Below are 19,185 nucleotides of genomic sequence, written 5' to 3' on the forward strand. Positions count from 1 at the left end.
AAGCGCACGGTGCCACAGTGGCACACCAAGACATTATGGCGCGTCGCGTCTTTTTGGCACGACGTGCCACTTGGGCGTACCGTGTCCCGCGAGGTCGAGAGACCGCGAACGAACCGAACGGAGTACCACCATGGAGCGCTTCAGCGGACGCAACGTCCTGATCACCGGCGGCGGCTCGGGCATCGGTCAGGCGACCGTGCACCGGATCCTCGCCGAGGGCGGGACGGTCGTCGCCGTCGACGTCGACGAGGACGGCCTGAAGAGGACCCTGGACCGCGCGACCGCCGACGGCACTACGGACCGCCTCACCATCCGGGTCCTGGACATCTCCGACGAGGCCGCCGTCGTCGCGGGCGTGGCCGAGGCGACAGCCGGACTGGGCGGCCTCGACGTCCTGGTCAACGCAGCCGGCATCCTCCGCTCCTCGCACACCCACGAGACCACGTTGGAGTTCTGGAACAAGCTCCTCGCGGTCAACCTCACCGGCACCTTCCTGATGACCCGGGAGGCGCTCCCCGCACTGCTGGCCGGCGGCAAGGGCGTGGTCGTCAACTTCAGCTCCACCTCCGCGAGCTTCGCCCACCCCTACATGGCCGCGTACGCCGCGACCAAGGGCGGCATCCAGTCCTTCACCCACGCCATCGCGTCGGAGTACTCGAAGCAGGGCCTGCGCGCGGTCTGCGTCGCGCCGGGCAGCATCGACAGCGGCATGACCAACAACCCCGGCCTGCCCGCCGACGCCGACTTCAGCCTGCTCGGCAAGCTCTGCCCCGCCCTCGGCCAGGGCTTCGCCGGCCCGGAGACCGTGGCCGGCGTGATCGCCATGCTCGCCTCCGACGACGGCGCCTTCGTCACCGGCACCGAGCTCCGCATCGACGGCGGCACCCACATGTGACCGCCCGCCCGACGGCCCCCGACGGCGGTATCCGCCTGCGGCCCCGAGGAGGGGCTGCGTCATGACGAGTCCGCCGACGAGTTCGCGGACGAGTTGGCCGACGGCTTCACCGGGCGGGGTGACGAGGATGAACCCGTGGCGGCGGTGGAGGCGAGCCGCGCGACCGTCCCGCACACGGTTGCCGGCCGCCCTGGAACCCGCCGACCGCAAGCGCGGCGCCGCCGCCGGAACCGACGGCGGAACCGGAACCGACGCCGGACCCAGGACCCAGGACCCAGGACCGGGACCGGAACCGACCGGGCTCGGCGACGCAGGGGCCGGAGGGTTGCTCGGGTTCAAGTCCCGGCGGAGGAGCCCGGCCGCCGGAGCGGGGACGACGTGGGGGCCGGATCCGCGGGGCTCATGGGGTGCGCCAGTCGGCGGCGAAGGCGGCGGCCGGGTTGGCGGTGAGGAGCAGCCCGGGCAGCTCGGGCCCGTAGGTGCGGGCGAGACGCGGGGCGAGGTCGGTGAGCAGACGGGTCGGGCCGTCGGCCTGCCGGGCGGTGCGGGTGGTGGTGTCGGCGCCGAGGAGCAGTCGGGCGGCGTGGCCCTCCTCGACCAGGTCGGAGATCACGTCGAAGGCCTGGAGGTCGTCGGGGTGGCCGATCCGGGAGGGGCTGTCCAGCGCGAGGTAGACGCCCTCGGAGGCGAGGCTGCGGTGCACGGACCGGTCGGGGAACCGGGTGAGGTGGCCGAGGACGATCCGGTCGGGACGGACACCGTGCCGGACGTGCAGCCGGTGGAGGACCCAGTGCGGATCGCCTGCGGGTTCGAGGTGCACGGCGATCGGGGCGCCGGTGGCGTGGTGGGCCTCGGCGGCGGCGGCCATCGTCCGACGGGTGTGCTGGGTGGCGGGCCCCGGGTCGCCCGCGACCTTGATCAACCCGGCCCGGACACCGCCTGGGGTGCCGGGCAGCCCGGTGGTGAGGTCGGCGACGAAGCGTTCGGCGAGGTCGTCGCCGCGAACGGCAGCGGAGCCCTGCGGGTAGTGGACGGCCTGGTGCGCACCGGTGGCGGCGACGATGTGGACGCCGGTCGCGCGGGAGAGCGCGGCGAGGGAGTGCGCGCCGCGTCCCATGCCCTGCGGGGTCCACTGGACGAAGGAGCGGCCGCCGGCGGCGGCGAAGGCCCGCAGGACGTCCTCGGCGGCGGCCGGGTCGTCCAGTTCCTGGCCCGGGAGCAGCGGGCTGCGGATGAAGAGGTGGTCGTGGGAGTCGGTGGCGCCGAGTGCGGCGGGGTCGACGTCTCCGAGAACGGTGCGGACAGTGCGGACAGTGCGGACAGTGCGGACGGTCGGGACGGGGTCCGTGACCGGGACGGTGCCGGTGGCCGGGACGGTGCCGGTGGTCGGAACGGCTGGGACGGCGGGGCTCATGCCTGGCTCCCGGCGGCTTCGGCGAAGGTCGCGGTCGCGACGCGCAGGCCGGCCAGGGCCTTGGGAACGCCGACGTAGGGCGCGAGGTGGACGATCACCTCGGTGATCTCCTCCTTCGTCATGCCGACCCCCAGGCTGTTGCGGACGTGGTCGGCCAGCTGGGGCTCCACGCCGCCGAGGGCGGTGAGCGCGGCCAGGTTGGCGATCTGACGGTCGCGCAGCGCGAGGCCGGGGCGCTGGTAGGTGCCGCCGAACAGGCTGGTGACGATCCAGTCCGGGAAGCCGGGGGCGACGGAGTCCAGTCCGCGGAGGGTGGCGGCGGCGGCCGGGCCGGCGAGTTCGGCGAGCAGGGCGTAGCCGGCTTCGCGGTCGAGCGGGGCCTGGGTGAGGCCGGTGGACGCCGGTGGCGGCTGCAGCGCCGAGGCGGGGGCCGCGGGGTCGGGGGCCGCGAGGTCGGGGGTCTCGGGGTCGGGGGTCGCAGTGACAGGGGTCATCGGTGCGGTGGTCATCGGGACGAGGAAACCTTTCACCAGTGTCGGCCGGACGGCAGCCGGTCGAGTTCGGGGCGGGAGAGGTGCAGCACCTGGTAGCGGGTGCCGGGCACCTCCTCGGGAGCGGGGCCGTGCCACAGCGCGAAGCGGAGCAGTTCCCAGCGGCTCGGGTCCACGGCGACGGCCGCGGTGTGCAGGTCCGGGTGCGCGGGGAGCCCGGCGAGCGCCTGCTCGACGGCCTCCCCCGGGTCGGCGCCTTCCGGCAGCCGTACGGTCTCGCGGGTGGCGGTGGTCAGAGCGGCGGTCCAGACCTTCTCCACCCCGTGGGTCCCGGCGGGGGCCTGGCCCGCCGTGCCGTGCGCGAGGCCCGTGCCGTGCGCGAGGCCCGTGCCGAGCCAGTGACGGACCGCGGGGCGCCCGAAGTCGGCGCTCAGGCCCCGGAAGCCCGGGCCCCAGAGGAAGCCGTTCATGCCCTCGGCAGTGCGCCAGAGGTAGAACGGCGCGTACTGGTTGACCGGCGAGCCCTGCTGCCCGCGCTCGCGGACCAGGTAGGCCTTGAGGCCGAGGCCGGGGTGGGTGTCGAGCAGATGGCCCTTGTCGGCGACGCGTTTGCGAATGATGTCCATGTCGTAGTCGGCCGGGAGGGTGATCTCGTACTGCATGGCGTGCACGGCGGGGCTCCTCGGGTCCTGGACGTACGGTTCCTGACAGCGGGTCAGGCCGCGCGGTGCGCTGCGAGCAGCCCGAGCGCTCCGCGGACGGCGCGGTCGAAGGGCTCGGCGCTGTTCGCGGCGCGGGCCAGCACGTAGCCGCCCTGGACGACGGCGACCAGGGCGGCGGCGGTGTCGGCCGGGTCGGGGGCGGGGGCGAACTCGCCGGTCGCCTGGCCTTCGGCGACCAGTTCGGCGATCCGGCCGCGCAGCCAGTCGAGGGTCTCCTCGACGGGGGCGCGCAGCTGCGGGTCTGCGACGACGTCCGGGTCCTGGGCCATCCGGCCGATCGGGCAGCCGCGCAGTACGTCGCGGTCGCGGCGCAGGTACGCGGCGATGCGGTCGTACGCGGTGCCGGGGGCGTCGAGGTCGGCCGCGGCGGCGCCCCGCAGTTGCTCGGCGGTGCGGCGCAGGGCGGCGGCGGCGAGATCGGGCTTGCCGCTGAAGTGGTGGTACATGCTGCCCTGGCCCGCTCCGGAGCGCTGCTGGATGGCCTTCGGGCTGGTGCCGACGTAGCCGCGCTCCCAGAGGAGTGCCTGGGTGCTCTCGATGAGGCGGTCCTGGGTGCTCATGCCTCGACTGTACATACCAATAGGTACAGAGCGCTAGTGGCAAACCGGGCGGAACCGCAGAGGCGGGGCGGCCCGCCGGGAAGGGCGTCCGGCGACAGAGGGCCGTGCGCCGCCCCCCGGCGGCCACGGCCCCTCGACGGTTCGTCATCCCCCGTGCGGCGCAACGGCATTCCGGCACCCCTGGTGGCGCGCGTCACGTCACAGGCGGTCGTCGGCGTCACACCCGTTGGGGGGTGCACGGCGCGTTGCGCGGGCGGGCGCCGACCCGACAGCTACGGGAGTTCGCGTCGGACCGCCGGGCGCACCGCCAGCCGACCGAAGGAAAGCTGCTGCTCACCGGGCAGCCCGGGACCGAGGCTCCCCCGGCGGGCGGCAGGAGTTGACGGAGGAGCGCCGGCTCCCGGTGATGCTCCCCCACCCGGCGGCCACCTCCGGCCCGGACCGTCATCGCACCCCCGCCCCGCCCCCGGCGCGCGCCCCGCCCCCACCCCCGGTTCGCACCCGATCCTGCGCGGACACCAGCACCGGCCGGATGCTGGGCAAGGGGTTGATCGACCGGCGCCGACTGGCAGGATGTCCGCCATGAACTACCTCGCCGCGGATGACCGCTATGCATCGATGACCTACCGGAAGGCCGGCCGCAGCGGCGTCCTGCTGCCCGCCGTCTCGCTCGGGCTCTGGCACAACTTCGGCGACACCCAGCCGCTGGAGGTGCAGCGGGCGGTGCTGCGCCGGGCCTTCGACCGGGGCGTCACGCACTTCGACCTGGCGAACAACTACGGCCCGCCGTACGGCAGCGCCGAGCGCAACTTCGGCTACCTGTTCGCCCAGGACTTCCGGCCGTACCGGGACGAGCTGTTCATCGCGACCAAGGCCGGCTGGGACATGTGGCCCGGCCCGTACGGCATCGGCGGCAGCCGCAAGTACCTGCTGGCCAGCCTCGACCAGTCGCTGGACCGGATGGGGCTGGACTACGTCGACGTCTTCTACTCGCACCGCTACGACCCGGAAACCCCGATCGAGGAGACGATGGGGGCGCTGGACAGCGCGGTGCGCTCGGGCAAGGCGCTGTACGCCGCCATCTCCAACTACCCGGCGGAGCAGCACCGGGAGGCGGTGGCGATCCTGCGGGAGCTGGGGACTCCGGTGCTGATGAACCAGTCGGTGTACTCGATCCTCAACCGGCGCGTGGAGGAGGGCGGCGTGCTGGACGCGGTGGGTGACACCCAGACCAGCCTCATCGCCTACTCGCCGCTCGCCCAAGGCCTGTTGACCGATCGTTACCTGTCGGGCGAGGTGCCGGCCGGCTCGCGGATGTCGGTGGGGAAGTTCCTCAAGGAGGAAGCACTGACCGGGCCGAAGCTGGAGCAGCTGCGGGCACTGAACAAGGTCGCGGAGAGGCGCGGGCAGACACTGGCGCAGCTGGCGCTGTGCTGGGTGCTGCGGGATCCGCGGGTGGTCTCGGTGATCATCGGCGCGAGCAGCGTGAACCAGCTGGACCAGAACCTCGACGCGCTGGCCGGCGGTCCGCTGACGGCGGAGGAACTGGCGGAGATCGACCGGCTGAGCAGTTGAGCTGTTCAGCCTGATGCACTGTTCGGCCTGCTGGGCTGTTGGGTTGTTGGGCCGGGAGTTCGCGGCGAGTGGGTGAGCGCTAACAGATGGTAGATGAGGTGACAGCTGACAGGTGACAGGTGACCGGTTTCGAACGCTGTCGCCTGTCAGCTGTCATCCGCGAGCGCGGACTCGCCGGCCATTGCGAAGGGCCGGCGAGTCCGCCGCTGCGTCGAGCAGGAAAGCAGGAGCGCGGAAGAGGCGATGAGGAGCCCGCGCCGTCAGATGGCGGCCGGGGTGTACTTGTAGCCGACCCGGCGGACCGTCACGATCGTGTCGCGGTAGGCCGGTCCGAGCTTCCGGCGCAGTCGGGCGACGTGCACGTCGACCGTCCGTCCGTCCCCGACGTGGCCGTAGCCCCAGACCGCGGAGACCAGGTGGTCCCGGGTGTGCACCCGCTGCGGGTGCTCGGTGAGGTGCGCCAGCAGCTCGAACTCCAGGTAGGTGAGGTCGAGCAGCCGACCGTCGACGTAGGCGTTGCGTCGCTCGCTGTCGACACTGATGCCGCGCCCGGCCGTACGCGCCGGGCGGCTGCCCCCGGGAGCCTGGGTACCGGGCACGCCGGGTGCACCGGGCACGCCGGGCACGCCGGGCACGCCGGGCAGCACCTGGGTCTCCGGCGCCGCCTCGGCCGGCACCAGCACCAGGTACCCGACCATCGGGCTGCCGTTCGCACCGCCGAACTGGGTGCCGTACTGGGCGAGCAGCGCCTGCGGCAGCGCACCCTGCGGCAGGGTGGCGACCACGGCCGCCCCCTCGGGCAGCGCGGCGAGCAGCGCCGGTGGTGCCGGCGGAAGGACCGCGCCCGGGTGCGGCGCAGGGGTGGTCGTCGGCGTGGCCGACGGGCGGGCCGCTCCGGGCCATCGTTCGGCAACCGACGCCGATACCGATGCCGATGCCGATGCCGATGCCGATGCCGATGCCGATGCCGGGGGGACGGACGGTCCGGAGCCGCCGGCGGTTCCGGGCACGCCCGGGCTGACGGAGGGGACGGACGGGCCGGACGGGCCGGACGGGACCGAGCGGACCGCGCGCAGGTGCGGGGTCGCGGCGGGCAGGGGCAGGGTGGCCGTGGAAGAAGAAGACATGGTGTGTCGCTCATTTCGCGCGTGACGGACGGGGTGGAGTCGTCTGCGCGTCGACCGGGCGCACTGCCGGGGCTGGACCGGATCGAACCGGGTCAGCGGGCGGAGGGCCGGGACGCGCTGGGCGAGCCCGGACACGTCTGGTCGAACAGGTGCGGCTGCCGGGACGGCCAGAACGGTTCGAGGTCGGGGCGACCCCGGCGGCTGTCCGCGGCACGAATCGCGCGCCCGTTCCACCGCCTGGTCCGTCCGCCTTCCACGCACGTCGTGGGGGCCGGACCGGTCGTTCGGGCTCGGCCGGCGACGCCGGGGGACGGTCTGAGGCAGACGATGTTCACTGGTGGTCTCTCCGCTGGGCGGGTCCGGTTGGTCGGCCGCGGGCACGCCGGACGGCGGTGTCCGCTTCGGCCTGGTCGACGGGGTGGCGGTGCGTCGGGCGGCGGCCTGGTGGGCCGGGAGCGCCGGGGACGTACCGGGGGTGGGGCAGGCCGGTCAGCGACAACACGCGCTGCAGGTCAGCGCGTGGTCGATGTAGCGGCGGACGGTGAGCACCGCGGTGACGGGAGCCGCGGTGGCGGAACGGCGCGCGGGGGACGCGGACACGGCGGTGGTGATGCGTCGTCTGCCGACGGTCATCCTGCTGCCCTCCCCCTGGTTCCGCGTGCGACGACGCAGCGTTTCCGGTGCGCGCCGACGGTGATTCGCCGGATCGTCGTCGAAGGCCGTCCGCCGATGGTCAACGCCCTTGCGAACGGGGCGTTTCCGACGGTCCCGGTTTTTCCGACGGTTCCGATGGTTCGGACAGTTCGGACGGTTCGGACGGTTCCGACGGTTCCGACGGCATGGCCGGGCGGCCTTCGTCCACAGAGCCTTCCACGGCCGGGCCTGTCCAGGCAACCTTCCGGGCACCGGCCGTCCGGGATGCGGACTGCCGAATGAGACGTCGGCCGGAGCGCCGGTCCGGAACCGGGGTACCGCACCTGGGCTTTCGGCCTGATCAGGCCCGGGGCGCCGCGCGGTGGCGGCGGTCGGCGGCGTGCTCGACCAGCGCGACGAGCAGGTCCTTCCCGTCCTCCCGCAGCCGGGCGTCGCAGAGCAGCACCGGGATGTCCGGGTCGAGGTCGAGCGCGTCGCGGACCTCCTCCGGCGAGAAGCACTCGCTGCCGTCGAAGCAGTTCACCGCGACCACGAACGGAATGCCGCGCTGCTCGAAGAAGTCGACCGACGGGAAGCAGTCGGCCAGCCGCCGGGTGTCGGCGAGGACCAGGGCGCCGAGTGCGCCGCGGGCCAACTCGTCCCAGACGAACCAGAACCGGTCCTGCCCGGGGGTGCCGAACAGGTAGAGCGCGAGGCCGGGCCGCAGGTCGATCCGGCCGAAGTCCATCGCCACGGTGGTGGTGCGCTTCGCCTCCACGCCCGAGGTGTCGTCCACCGGCCGCCCCAGCTCGCTGAGCTCCTCCTCGGTCCGCAGTGGCCGGATCTCGCTCACCGCGCCCACCAGGGTGGTCTTGCCCGCGCCGAAGCCGCCCGCGACCAGGATCTTGACCGCGGCGGCCGGACCGCCGCGCCACGGCGGGTCGTCGGTGTCCGCGGTCCGGGACGCGAGACCGTCCGGGCGGGCGTGGTGGTCAGAGCGCACGGAGTCCATTGATCACGTCTCGCAGCAGGCGCTCGTCCGGCAGCTCGGCGAGCGGAACGGGTCGGGTGACACTGATCAGGTCGGCGTCGTAGAGGTCGCCGAGCAGCACCCGCACGACGCTGACCGGCAGGTCGGTGAAGGAACCGAGTTCGGCGACGGAGAGCGGTTCGCGGCGGCACAGGACCAGCAGCGTCTGGTGCTCCGGGGAGAGGACGTGCGCGGGCACGGCCCCGGCGCCCGGGCCGGGCTCGGCGGCGGTGATCAGCGAGATCAGGTCGAACAGCCCCTCCTCGACCGGCCGGGTGCGGCCTCGGGTCATCGAGTAGAGCCGCACCACGGGGCCGGCCTCGTCGTCGAACCAGCGGTCTTCGACCGGGGCGCGGGGCAGGAACAGGTCGACATCCGGCCCGTCCGGGGCCTGCTGCTCCGCGATTGCCGGAGCGGGCGCGTCCTGGCCCGTGGGCGCGCCCACGTCCGTTCCCGCGTCCGCGCCGGCGCCCGTCGTGGGGTCACCGCCCGGCGACGCGTCGGCGCCCGCGTCCGCGCCCGCGTCTGGCGACGCCTCCGCGCCGGACGGCCCGGCCGTGCCCACCGGCACTTCCGGACCGTCCGGCACATCCGCCTTCGGATCCGCCATCGGCCCGTTCACCTCCCCGGCGGGGCGGTTTCGGTACGTGGTTCGGCGGCCAGGTGCTCGCCGACCCGCTTGACCAGCAGGGCCATCTCGTAGGCGATCTGGCCGATGTCGGCCTCGGCGTCGCTCAGCACGGCCAGGCAACTGCCGTCACCGGCGGCCGTGATGAACAGGAACGCCTCGTCCAGCTCGACCATGGTCTGGCGCACGCCGCCGACCTTGAAGTGGCTGCCGGCGCCCTTGGCGAGGCTGTGGAATCCGGCCGCGACGGCGGCCAGGTGCTCGGCGTCCTCGCGGTCGAGGTCGCCGGAGGCACCGGTGGCCAGGCCGTCGCTGGAGAGGATCACCGCGTGCCGCAGGGCCGCCACGCGCCCCACCAGGTCGTCCAGGAGCCAGTTGAGGTCCCCGGACGGCTGCGTCGAAGTGGTCATGAATCAGTTCCTTCCGCTGGAGCGGGTGGTGCAGGTGATGCGGATGGTGCAGGTGATGCGGGTGAGGCCGGCGGAACCGGCGATCCGGTCGATCCGCTTGATCCGGTCGATCCGGTGGCCGGATTCCGGTGCACCGGTTGCCCGGGCGACGGCCGGCGGACGAGCGGCGCCCGGCCGGTGTCCGAGGGAGCGGGCAGCGCCGCCGGGGCGGGTGCCGGGCTGATCGCCCGGCGGGACTGGTCCGGCGGCTGCCAGACCGGTACGGCGGTGAACCGGGCGTTCCCCCGGGCTGTGCGGTCCGTGCGGTCCGTGCGGTCTGTGCGGTCCGTCGGGGCCGTGGCACGGTCGCCGGTCGAGCCCTCGCGGCTCTTCTCGGCCGGGGCCGTGGCGCCCCGCCCCCGGGTGAAGCCGCGTTGGAACGAGGCGAAGGTGGCGCGGGCCTCCTCGGGCGAGCGCTCCCGGACCTCCCGGGTCTCCCGGGCCTCCCGGCTCTGGTGAGCGCCGCGCGCGGCCCCGGCCGTGTCGGCCCGGGCGTCGGCCTCTGACCCGCCCGCACTGCGGAATCGTTCCTTCAGCTGCTCGGTGAGCTGCTCCCTGAGCTGCGGCGCCAGGTTCGCCTGCCGGACCCGCCGGGGCAGACCGCCCGGCGTCCGGGCCTCGGCCTCCACCGGCGGCGCCTCACCGACAGCGGCCGTCTCGGCAGCGGCGCTCTCCGCGGCGGCAGCTGCCGCGACAGCCTCCGCCGCGGCAGCCACCACGACGTCCTCCCGCCGGTGCCGCCCCGCACCCGGCGGCTCCGCGGCGTCCGCCCCGGGCACAGGAACCAGAGCCGGCCCGCTCCTGACCCGGGAGGCCCGGCGCGGCAGACCGCCCGCCGTCCGCCCCGCATCCGGCGCGGAGGGCCGCGGCCCGCCCGTCACCCGATGCCGACCTGCCGCATGGTCGCCGGACCCCGCAGCAGCCGCGAGCCCGGACGCCGGCCCGGGCGAGGTCCCGGCGGAGGACGCGGCAGAGCCGGACGGGGAAGCGGCCGACGGCCCGGCCGGAGCCCCCGGCACCGCGGCCAGGTCCCGCTGCCCGGGCCGACCGCCGGCGACCGCCGCCCGCCGACCTGCGGGCGGCTCCGACAGTCCGTCCGACGCCTCCGCGAGCAGTTCGCGCGGGATCAGCACGACCGCCGTCGTCCCGCCGTACGGGGACGGCCGCAGGTGCACCCGGATGCCGTGCCGCCGGGCCAGTCGGCTGACCACGAACAGGCCCAGCCGGTCGGTGTCGGCGAGGTCGAACTCCTGCTCCACGGCGAGGCGTTCGTTGATCTCGGCGAGCAGTTGGTCGCTCAGGCCGAGCCCGCGGTCGTCGATCTCCAGCGCGAAGCCGTGCGCCACCACCTCGCCCTGGACGGTGACCTGGGTGGTCGGCGGGGAGAACACCGCGGCGTTCTCGACCAGTTCGGCGACCAGGTGGGTGACGTCCGCGACGGCGCTGCCGAGCAGGCCGGTGCCGGGGAGCGGCCGGACGATCACCCGGGCGTAGTCCTCGACCTCACCGACGGCCGCCCGGACGACGTCCACCATCCGCACCGGCTTGCGCCAGGCGCGCCCGGGCGAGCCGCCGGCCAGGATGATCAGGCCCTCGGCGTGCCGGCGCATGCGGGTGGTGAGGTGGTCGACCTTGAAGAGGTCCTCCAGCTCCGCCGGGTTCTCGGTGCGGCGCTCCATGGTGTCGAGCAGGGTGAGCTGCCGGTGCAGCAGCACCTGGCTGCGCCGGGCCAGGTTGACGAAGACCGCCGAGACGCCGCGGCGCAGTTCGGCCTGTTCGACGGCGGCCTCGACGGCGGCTCGCTGCACCGCGTTGAAAGCCTGCCCGACCTGGCCGATCTCGGCGTCCCCGAAGTGCAGTTCGGGCGCCTCTGCGGCCACGTCCACGGGCTCGCCCCGGCGCAGCCTCAGCATGACGGACGGCAGCCGGGTGCCGGCCAGCTCGTTGGCCGCGTTGCGCAGGCCGATCAGTTCGCGGGCCAGGCCCCGGCCGATCCGGAACGAGATCGCCACCGACAGGACGACCGCCACCAGGCCGATCGCACCGGCGATGCCGCCGCGCCAGAGCATCCCGATCGAGGCGGACCGGGCCCGCTGGTCCAGGCCGGCGGAGATCCGGCTGTTGATCGAGGCGAGGTCGCCGAGTGCCCGGTCGGCGGTCTGCCGCCAGGAGTCGCTGTTCAGCGCCTGGACCACCCGGTCGGGGCCGCCGGCGCCGACGAAGTCGGCCTCGGCGCGGGCCAGTGCGCCCCAGGCCTCGCCGCCGCGCAGCGCGATGTAGTCGGACTGGTCGGCGGGTTCGAGTTCGGCGATGTAGACGGTGAACAGCGCCTGCTGGTTGTGCAGGGCGTCCAGCGCGACCTGGTACTGCTCGGGGGTGGGCCTGCCGGCGCCGGAGCGCAGGCCCTCCATCGCCGCGTCCTCCTGCGACAGGTACTCGCGGGCGCGCACCAGCTCGATCAGGATCGTCCCCTGGCGCGGGAGTTGACCGGTCTGCCGGGCGACGTAGGCGGAGCGGAAGCCGAACACCGGCTTGACCAGGTCGCTGTACTGGTCCAGCGCGAACTCCCAGTTCAGCGCGGCACGGCCGACCTGGGCGCGCAGCGGGCCGAGTTGGTCGGCGGCGGCGGTGATCTGCACGAAGCGGCCGCGCTGGGGGGTGGAGAGCTTGCCGCCGTCGCTGTCCTTCTTCTGCCGCAGCACGTCGAGGCTGCGGTCCGTGAGGGCCTTGGCGTGCTCGTAGGCGTCCCGGGCGACGGGCGAGCGCGGGTCGGCCAGGCGCTGGACGGCGGCTCGCCGCTCGTTCTGCAGGTCGGTGGCGTACTGGTCGACCGGGCCCGCGAACTCCTTGTACGTACGGCTGATCCTCAGCTGGTTCCAGACGTCCCCGGTGGTGGCGATCGACGCGTACACCCACAGGGCGATGAGGGCGACGATGGGCACCAGGAGCAGCGCGATGATCTTCGCGCGGATCGAGCTGCTGCGCAGACGCATGGAGTCCTCGGTCGGGAAGTGCCAGGCGCGGACGGGGAGGGTGGGGGCGGCGGGAACGGTCGGACGCGATGGGGACGTGATGAGGGATTCGGAGGGGGTTCCCGGCCACAGGTCTGCGCGACTCTACTACGCCCTGACCACTCGTTCGAGGGTCGAACCAGTCCGCGCACCGGCCTTGCCCCGCACACGTCAGGAACCGGGTGTGATCAGCCCCGTTCCGCGCCCGGATCATCCCCTGATGCCCGGAATGGCCGGCCGTGCGGCGCTCGCAGACCCGCTTCCGCGGCCGTCTGGCGCCCTTCCGTCCGCCCCTTCCGCCGCCCTTCCGTCGGCCTTCCGCCGCCCCTCGCGCCCCGCTTCGCGCCCTTCCGATTCCTCCCGTTTCCTCCCTGCACGCTCCCTGAGTCCTTCCTGGGTGTTCCTGGGACGTTCCTGGACTTCCCGCGCCGTCCCCTGCTCCCCCGCGCCGCCTTCCCCCCTCCTTCCCTCCCCCTTCTCCCGGTCTCCGCGAGTCCTCCCCGGTGCCTCCCCGACAGCGACACCATCCGACCGGACCCGTGCCGATCTCGTCGCGTCACCGTCACAACGCTGGGAAGTGGCAGGCCGATCCGATAGTTTCGCTCCACCCGCGCAGCCCGGGCGCCGTCGCCCCGGCGGCCGGAGGGCGGGCCGGCAGACCGCGCCGGGAAACGCGAACGGGGGAGGGCTGTGCGCGAGTTCACCAACCCCGCCCCGGCTGCGCCCGAGGCCACCGGGGGACTCGCCGACTCCCTGTACGACACCGCCGACCGCACCCCCGGCCTGGTCCAGCTGTCCCGGCGGACGGCCGACGGACGGTGGCAGGACGTCACCGCCCGGGAGTTCCGGGACCAGGTGCTCGCTCTGGCCAAGGGCCTGCTCACCCACGGCGTGCGCTACGGCGACCGGGTCGCCCTGATGTCCCGCACCCGCTACGAGTGGACGCTGTTCGACTACGCGCTCTGGTCGATCGGTGCCATCACCGTCCCCGTCTACCCGACGGCCGCCCCCGAGCAGGTGCGCTGGATCCTCGCCGAAACCCAGGCGGTGGCCTGCCTGGTCGAGGACGAGGACGCCGCGATGACCGTCGGCGCGGTCTGCGACGCCCTGCCCGACCTGACCGGCATCTGGCAGCTGGACCGCGATTGCGTCACCGTGATCACCGAGGACGGCCGCGGGGTGCCGGACTCCCTGGTCCACCGCCAGCGCCTCGGCGTCACCGCCGGCAACGTCGCCACCGTCGTCTACACCTCGGGCACCACCGGCCGCCCCAAGGGCTGCCTGATCACCCACGCCAACCTCGCCGCCGAGGGCGACGCACTGCTCGCCGGCTGGGGCGACGTCCTGCGCGACACGGGCGGCACCCAGCCCGGCACCCTGCTGTTCCTGCCGCTCGCCCACGTCTACGGGCGGGCCGTGCAGATCGCCGCCATCCGCGGCGGCTTCCGGATCGGCCACGTGCCCGACGTCTCCACCGACGCGCTGCTGCCCGCGCTGGAGAGCTTCCGGCCGACCTTCCTGCACGCCGTCCCGTACGTCTTCGAGAAGATCCACCAGCAGGCCCGGCGGGCCGCCGAGGACACCGGACGCGGCGAACTCTTCGAGCAGGCAAGGCAGGTGGCCGTCGAGTGGGCCGCCGCACGGGAGCAGAAGGCCTTCGGCCGCGGCCCCGGCCCGAGCGCCGGGCTCCGGCTGCGCCACCTCGCGTACGAGCGGACCGTCTACCCGAGGCTGCGCGCGGTGCTCGGCGGCCGGGTGCGCAGCGTCATGTGCGGAGGCTCCTCGCTGCGACGCGAGTTGGGCCTGTTCTTCACCGGCGCCGGCCTGCAGCTGTACGAGGGGTACGGGCTGACCGAGACCTCCGCCGCGATCACCGCCAACCCGGCCGGGCGGCAGAAGCTCGGCACGGTCGGGCAGCCGGTGCCGGGCGCCTCGGTGGCGATCGCCGACGACGGCGAGGTGTGGGTGCGCGGCGGCACGGTCTTCGCCGGCTACCTCAACCACCCGCAGTGCACCGCCGACTCGCTGGTCGACGGCTGGTTCGCGACGGGGGACCTGGGCCGGCTGGACGAGGACGGCTACCTGACCATCACCGGCCGCAAGAAGGACCTGATCGTCACCAGCAGCGGCAAGAACCTCGCCCCGGCGGCACTGGAGGAGCGGATCGAGGCGCATCCGCTGGTCTCCCAGTGCCTGGTGGTGGGCGACGACCGACCGTACGTCGGTGCACTGATCACGCTCGACCCGGCGGCGCTGTCGCACTGGCTGAAGACCCGCGGGCGGGAGCAGCTGGACCCGTGGGCCGTGCTCGCGGACGAGGAGTTGCACGTCGAGATCCAGCGGGCGGTCGCGGCGGCGAACACGGCGGTGTCGCGGGCCGAATCCATTCGCGCTTTCCGGCTGCTGCCACGGGAGTTCAGCCAGGAGCAGGGCCTGCTGACGCCCTCGCTCAAGCTGCGGCGAGCGGCCGTCGCGGAGTACTACGCGGCGGACATCGAGGAGCTCTACCTCTCCTGAACTCTCCCGCTCCTCCCCGCCCCTCTCCCGCTCCTCCCCGCCCCTCTCCTGATCCCCCTCGATTTCCTCCTGCTCCGCTTGTGATCGGCCTTCGGTGTAGTGGTTTTGACGGTCCGTCTTGTCAGCCGCCAATCCGGCGCGACGGCTCGCCGCTTCACCTGCCACTCCCTTGACGGGCCGATTGGTCCAGTCCATTGTTGCTCTTCGGTCCGAGTGCGGCGCACCACCACCTCTCCGCTCCCACCCCCTCCGGGAGCGCCCCGGTGCCACGGCCCCGATCCCGCCCACGCCCTCCCCACGGGCGCCGCCCCCACACGCTGGAGTCCTCACGTGCCGATGCCCATGCGCCTGTCTGCGTCGGCCGCCGCCGTCGCGCTGCTCACCGCCCTCGTCGCCCCGGCCACCGCCACCCCGGCCGCCTCCGCCTCCACCGCCGCCGCTGCGGCCGCCCCGAGCGTCCCGACCGCACCCGGCGCCCCGACCGTCAACCTGGCCACCAATCCAGGCTTCGAGGTGCCGTCGCCGAGCCTCGCCGACCGGGGCAGCATCCCCGGCTGGAGCTGCTCCGGCGGCCCGGCCGAGGCCGCCGTCACCACCACCGCCCCGCACTCCGGCACCTCCGCACTGACCGTCACCCCGGCGGACGCCGACTCCACCGGCGAGTGCGCGCAGACCGTCTCCGTCCAGCCCGCCACCGCCTACACCGCCTCCGCATGGGTGCGCGGGGCCTACGTCCACCTGAGCGCCACCGGCACCGGCAACGACGTCCCGCCCGCCTGGACGGAGAACACCGGCGGCGGCTGGGAGCTGCTGACCACCCGCTTCACCACCGGCCCGAACGCGCACAGCATCCGCCTGTACGTGCACGGCTGGTACCAGCAGGGCCCGTTCTCGGTGGACGACGTCCGGGTGGACGGCCCCGCGCCGGCCCCGGCGGTCGCGTCGGGCTCCGTCCCGACCAGTGACAAGGTCGTCTTCTTCACCGTCGACGACGGCTGGCAGCGCACCCCCGAGGCGGAGCGGTTCATCGCCGACCACCGGCTGCCGATCACCGCCTTCCCGCTGCCGATGCCGGCCGGCACCGACCCGGCCTACTTCCAGCGCGTCACCGCCGTGCCCGGCTCCTCGATCCAGGACCACAGCGTCTCCCACTCGGACCTCAGCACGCTCCCGCCGGACCGGCAGCAGGTCGAGATCTGCGACGCCCACGACGCCATCACCCGCATCTTCGGCACCCCGCCGACCGTCTTCCGCCCGCCGTACTTCACCTGGAACGCCGACACCCTGCAGGCCGCCGCCGACTGCGGCATCCGCACCGTGCTCACCGCCGACGCCGACTTCAGCCAGGGGGCGTCCACCATCTGGCACCCGGGCCCGCTGCAGCCGGGCGACGTCGTCCTGCTGCACTGGACCGACACCCTGGCCGCCGATCTGCAACGCGCCCTGGCGGCCGCCGACTCCGCCGGCCTCAAGCCGGCCGGCCTGGTCGACTACCTGCACTGACCCGACACGCCCCGAGGCCGGCCGTCACCGACCCGCCGCGCCGGCGCGGGGCACGGGCGGCGATCCGCTCGACCGCGCCGTCGAGGCCGACCGCACGGTCCACGGCCGATCTCCCTCCCCTCCGATGGCGAACGACCACGCTCGTTGACAGCACTTCGGCGACGCGGCTCTAATGGGGGCGTGCAGCGCGGCGTCGGCCACAGAGCAGTGGGCCGGCCGACAGTCGAGCGAGCACCTTTCCGAAGGGACCATGCGCGATGAGCATCCTCTCCGCTGCCCTGATCTGACGCCCGGCGGTCGCCGTGGTGCCCGCATGCGTGCGCGATGCGCCGCCCCCTGCCGTCACCGAGTGCGACCGCGCCCCCTTGCCCTCTGGAGACTCCACCACACACATGCCCATGCCCTTCAACCTGAATGTCATCGAAGAGTTCCGCGCCAACGGCGGTCGGGTCGGCGGCCCGTTCGAGGGCGGCGACCTGCTGTTGCTGACCACCACCGGGCCCCGGTCCGGGCGGCCGCACACCGTGCCGCTCGGGTACGTCCGGGCGGAGGGACTGCTCCTGGTCGTCGCCTCGGCCGCCGGGGCGCCGGAACACCCCCAGTGGTACCGGAATCTGCTCGCCCACCCGGTGGTCCGGGTCGAACTCGGGACCGAGACATTCGACGCGATCGCCGTCCCCGCCGAAGGCGCCCGGCGCGAGCGGCTGTTCGCCGCCGTCGTCCGGAAGGCGCCGGGGTACGGCGACTACCAGGCCCACACCGAGCGGGAGTTGCCGGTCGTCGTCCTCGAACGGCCCGAGACCCCGCCGGACGGCCGGACGCCGGTGGCACGCAGCCTCGCCGACAAGCTGCTGGAGACGCACACCTGGCTGCGCGACCAGTTGCGCCACGTACGGGAGGAGGCGCACGCCCACGCCCTCGGCCGACCGGCCGGACTCGGACTGCAGTTGCGACAGCACTGCCTGGCGTTCTGCGACGGGCTGACGCACCATCACTCCGGCGAGGACGCAGCGATCTTCCCCGCCCTCGCGCGTAGCCACCCGGAGCTGGCGGAGGTACTGGCGCGGCTCGACGAGCAGCACCGGGCCATCAGGCGGATCAAGGAGGACCTGGTGGCGCTGCTGGCCGGGATCACGGTCACCGAACCGGAGCGGCTCCGCGCCGAGCTGGACCGGATGTCCGCCGAGCTGGAAGCCCACCTCGACTACGAGGAGTCGGAGCTGCTGCCGGCGCTCGCCGCCATCCCGTTCCCACCGTCCGGGCCCGCTCCGGCCGGGGCCGCTCCGGCCGGCCCGTCTCCGTCGGGAGCGTCTCCGTCGGGAGCGTCTCCGGCCGGGCGCTGAAACGGTGGTGCCGCCGCCCCTCCCGGTCTCCGGAGGGGGCGGCGGCACCCGCACCATGACAGCGGTGGCGGGTTCCGACGGGACCGCTACGACTGGGAGAAGACCGGCAGGTAGCCGCCGGCCTGACCGGCCGCCTTCGGGTGGTAACTCTCGTCGATCGGCAGGGTGGTGCTGTTGAGCCACGTGGTCAGGTTGCCGCAGACCTCGTGGTCGGTGAAGATGCCGCGGACGTCGCCGAAGGAGAAGCCGGCGTTGGCGGCCCGCTTGGCGAGGACGCCGTCCAGGGTGTCGGCGGCACCGTTGATGGCGGCCCGCTTGGTGTCGCCGATGCCGAAGAGGCAGGCGCCGCCGACCTTGTAGATGTGCGGGTAGCCCATCACGACGACGTGGGCGTTCGGGGACTTGGCCTTGATGGCCGAGTACACGTTGTCGAGTTGGCCGGGCAGGGTGTTGAGCGCGTAGCTCTTGGCGGTGTCGATGGCGTTGATGCAGTCGCTGTCCGAGCCCAGGACGCAGGTCTGCATGGTGGAGGCGAAGCCGGCGTCGTTGCCGCCGACCGAGATGCTGACCAGCGTGGTGCCGGAGTCCAGGGCGGAGATCTGGCTGTTGAGGATGTCACCGGTTCTCGCGCCCGAACACGCGACGAACTTGAAGGAGGACGGCGAGTGGGCGCTCTTCCAGAGGTACGGGTACGCGTTTGTGCTGCGCTTGCAGCTGCCACTGTCGCTCAGGTAGCTGCCGGCACCGACACCGGAGGAGTACGAGTCCCCGAGGGCCACGTAGTTGACACCGGCTGCGTTGGCGGATGATGCGGTGAAGAGCGTCGTCATCGTCAGGCCTGCCGCGATGACGGCGATGGGGAGGGCACGGGCGGGGCGGATCATCACACCTCCAGGTAGGGCGTGGCGCGGGTCACAGAAGTGATACCAGCCGGTAGAGCAACCCGGAAGCGGTCATGCCAAGATTATTGACGGACCGTCTGATAGCAGAGCGGTGAACTGCCACCGACAGTCAGTGATTCGCCGCTGGTCAAACTGAGTGCGATTTGACGCGCGTAGTCCTGCGCAGGCGGACCGGCAACTTCCGTGAATTCAGGGCCGATTAAGCCTGGAGTCGACGTCCGACCATCGTTGAGTCAGTTTCGACGCCGACCGGCCACGGAGTCAGAGCGCGGCGACGGGCAAGGAACAAGCGGGGCGGGGGGCCAAGGCAGGCGCGGGGAGCCAAGCCGGGCGCCGGGGGACCAAGGCAGGAGTGGGGGACCAAGGCAGGCGCAGGTACCAGGGC

17 protein-coding genes are annotated in these 19,185 nt (G+C 73.5%); 6 read left to right on the forward strand and 11 right to left on the reverse strand.

The genetic code is table 11. The features are described 5' to 3' along the window. Positions 1-130 precede the first annotated feature (130 nt). Positions 131-895, forward strand: a complete 765-nt coding sequence (locus tag IF30_RS0108090; protein WP_030234044.1) for an SDR family NAD(P)-dependent oxidoreductase — start codon at positions 131-133, stop codon at positions 893-895. A gap of 400 nt (positions 896-1,295) precedes the next feature. On the opposite strand, the gene IF30_RS0108095 is transcribed toward IF30_RS0108090, so the two are convergent. The 4 genes from IF30_RS0108095 to IF30_RS0108110 are packed head-to-tail and all read right to left on the reverse strand — an operon-like array spanning position 1,296 to position 4,082. Further along, positions 1,296-2,309 (reverse strand): hypothetical protein, encoded by a 1,014-nt coding sequence (locus IF30_RS0108095; protein WP_078891218.1) that lies wholly within the window; start codon positions 2,307-2,309, stop codon positions 1,296-1,298. Then, complete coding sequence (locus IF30_RS41105) at positions 2,306-2,818, reverse strand: carboxymuconolactone decarboxylase family protein (RefSeq protein ID WP_267884512.1); 513 nt, start codon at positions 2,816-2,818, stop codon at positions 2,306-2,308. The genes IF30_RS0108095 and IF30_RS41105 overlap by 4 nt, the downstream gene beginning before the upstream one ends. 17 nt (positions 2,819-2,835) lie before the next feature. Then, positions 2,836-3,471 carry a DUF4865 family protein gene (locus tag IF30_RS0108105; RefSeq protein WP_030234053.1) on the reverse strand — a complete coding sequence of 212 codons (636 nt, stop codon included), beginning with the start codon at positions 3,469-3,471 and terminating at the stop codon, positions 2,836-2,838. 44 nt (positions 3,472-3,515) lie between these two features. Next, a complete protein-coding gene (locus tag IF30_RS0108110) occupies positions 3,516-4,082 on the reverse strand; it encodes a TetR/AcrR family transcriptional regulator (protein ID WP_030234057.1) in 567 nt (188 codons plus the stop codon). 582 nt (positions 4,083-4,664) lie between these two features. Here IF30_RS0108110 and IF30_RS0108115 point away from each other — a divergent pair. After that, complete coding sequence (locus IF30_RS0108115; RefSeq protein WP_030234059.1) at positions 4,665-5,657, forward strand: aldo/keto reductase; 993 nt, start codon at positions 4,665-4,667, stop codon at positions 5,655-5,657. Positions 5,658-5,917: 260 nt separating this feature from the next. Here IF30_RS0108115 and IF30_RS44965 read toward each other — a convergent pair whose 3' ends face one another. Continuing rightward, a complete protein-coding gene (locus IF30_RS44965; protein ID WP_234322633.1) occupies positions 5,918-6,472 on the reverse strand; it encodes a winged helix-turn-helix domain-containing protein in 555 nt (184 codons plus the stop codon). 46 nt (positions 6,473-6,518) lie between these two features. Here IF30_RS44965 and IF30_RS49140 point away from each other — a divergent pair, with 46 nt between their 5' ends. Then, complete coding sequence (locus tag IF30_RS49140; protein ID WP_030234064.1) at positions 6,519-6,809, forward strand: hypothetical protein; 291 nt, start codon at positions 6,519-6,521, stop codon at positions 6,807-6,809. 464 nt (positions 6,810-7,273) lie between these two features. Here the strand turns inward: IF30_RS49140 and IF30_RS47590 are convergent, their stop codons facing one another. From IF30_RS47590 to IF30_RS0108150, 5 genes are all read right to left on the reverse strand, one after another. Then, positions 7,274-7,417, reverse strand: a complete 144-nt coding sequence (locus IF30_RS47590; RefSeq protein WP_158834833.1) for a hypothetical protein — start codon at positions 7,415-7,417, stop codon at positions 7,274-7,276. Between the two features lie 361 nt (positions 7,418-7,778). Further along, positions 7,779-8,321 (reverse strand): GTP-binding protein, encoded by a 543-nt coding sequence (locus IF30_RS0108135; protein ID WP_030234066.1) that lies wholly within the window; start codon positions 8,319-8,321, stop codon positions 7,779-7,781. Between the two features lie 88 nt (positions 8,322-8,409). Further along, positions 8,410-8,892 carry a DUF742 domain-containing protein gene (locus tag IF30_RS49145; RefSeq protein ID WP_420791128.1) on the reverse strand — a complete coding sequence of 161 codons (483 nt, stop codon included), beginning with the start codon at positions 8,890-8,892 and terminating at the stop codon, positions 8,410-8,412. Positions 8,893-9,065: 173 nt separating this feature from the next. Beyond that, a complete protein-coding gene (locus tag IF30_RS0108145; protein WP_030234070.1) occupies positions 9,066-9,485 on the reverse strand; it encodes a roadblock/LC7 domain-containing protein in 420 nt (139 codons plus the stop codon). Next, positions 9,482-12,517: a nitrate- and nitrite sensing domain-containing protein gene (locus tag IF30_RS0108150; RefSeq protein ID WP_051709470.1), complete on the reverse strand. Its 3,036-nt coding sequence runs from the start codon at positions 12,515-12,517 to the stop codon at positions 9,482-9,484. The genes IF30_RS0108145 and IF30_RS0108150 overlap by 4 nt, the downstream gene beginning before the upstream one ends. Positions 12,518-13,225: 708 nt before the next feature. Between IF30_RS0108150 and IF30_RS0108155 the strand changes: the two genes are divergently transcribed. The 3 genes from IF30_RS0108155 (at position 13,226) to IF30_RS0108165 (ending at position 17,898) form a co-directional block, all read left to right on the forward strand. Then, the gene (locus tag IF30_RS0108155; RefSeq protein ID WP_030234077.1) at positions 13,226-15,052 is read left to right on the forward strand and encodes an AMP-dependent synthetase/ligase; all 1,827 of its coding nucleotides are present in this window, start codon (positions 13,226-13,228) and stop codon (positions 15,050-15,052) included. 336 nt (positions 15,053-15,388) lie between these two features. Next, positions 15,389-16,555 carry a polysaccharide deacetylase family protein gene (locus tag IF30_RS43310; RefSeq protein ID WP_234322635.1) on the forward strand — a complete coding sequence of 389 codons (1,167 nt, stop codon included), beginning with the start codon at positions 15,389-15,391 and terminating at the stop codon, positions 16,553-16,555. Between the two features lie 392 nt (positions 16,556-16,947). After that, positions 16,948-17,898: a nitroreductase/quinone reductase family protein gene (locus tag IF30_RS0108165; protein WP_051709475.1), complete on the forward strand. Its 951-nt coding sequence runs from the start codon at positions 16,948-16,950 to the stop codon at positions 17,896-17,898. Positions 17,899-17,984: 86 nt separating this feature from the next. Here the strand turns inward: IF30_RS0108165 and IF30_RS0108170 are convergent, their stop codons facing one another. Next, complete coding sequence (locus tag IF30_RS0108170; RefSeq protein ID WP_030234085.1) at positions 17,985-18,782, reverse strand: SGNH/GDSL hydrolase family protein; 798 nt, start codon at positions 18,780-18,782, stop codon at positions 17,985-17,987. Positions 18,783-19,185 lie beyond the last annotated feature (403 nt).

Source organism: Streptomyces sp. NRRL S-350 (assembly GCF_000719705.1).
In the GTDB taxonomy this organism is placed as follows: domain Bacteria; phylum Actinomycetota; class Actinomycetes; order Streptomycetales; family Streptomycetaceae; genus Kitasatospora.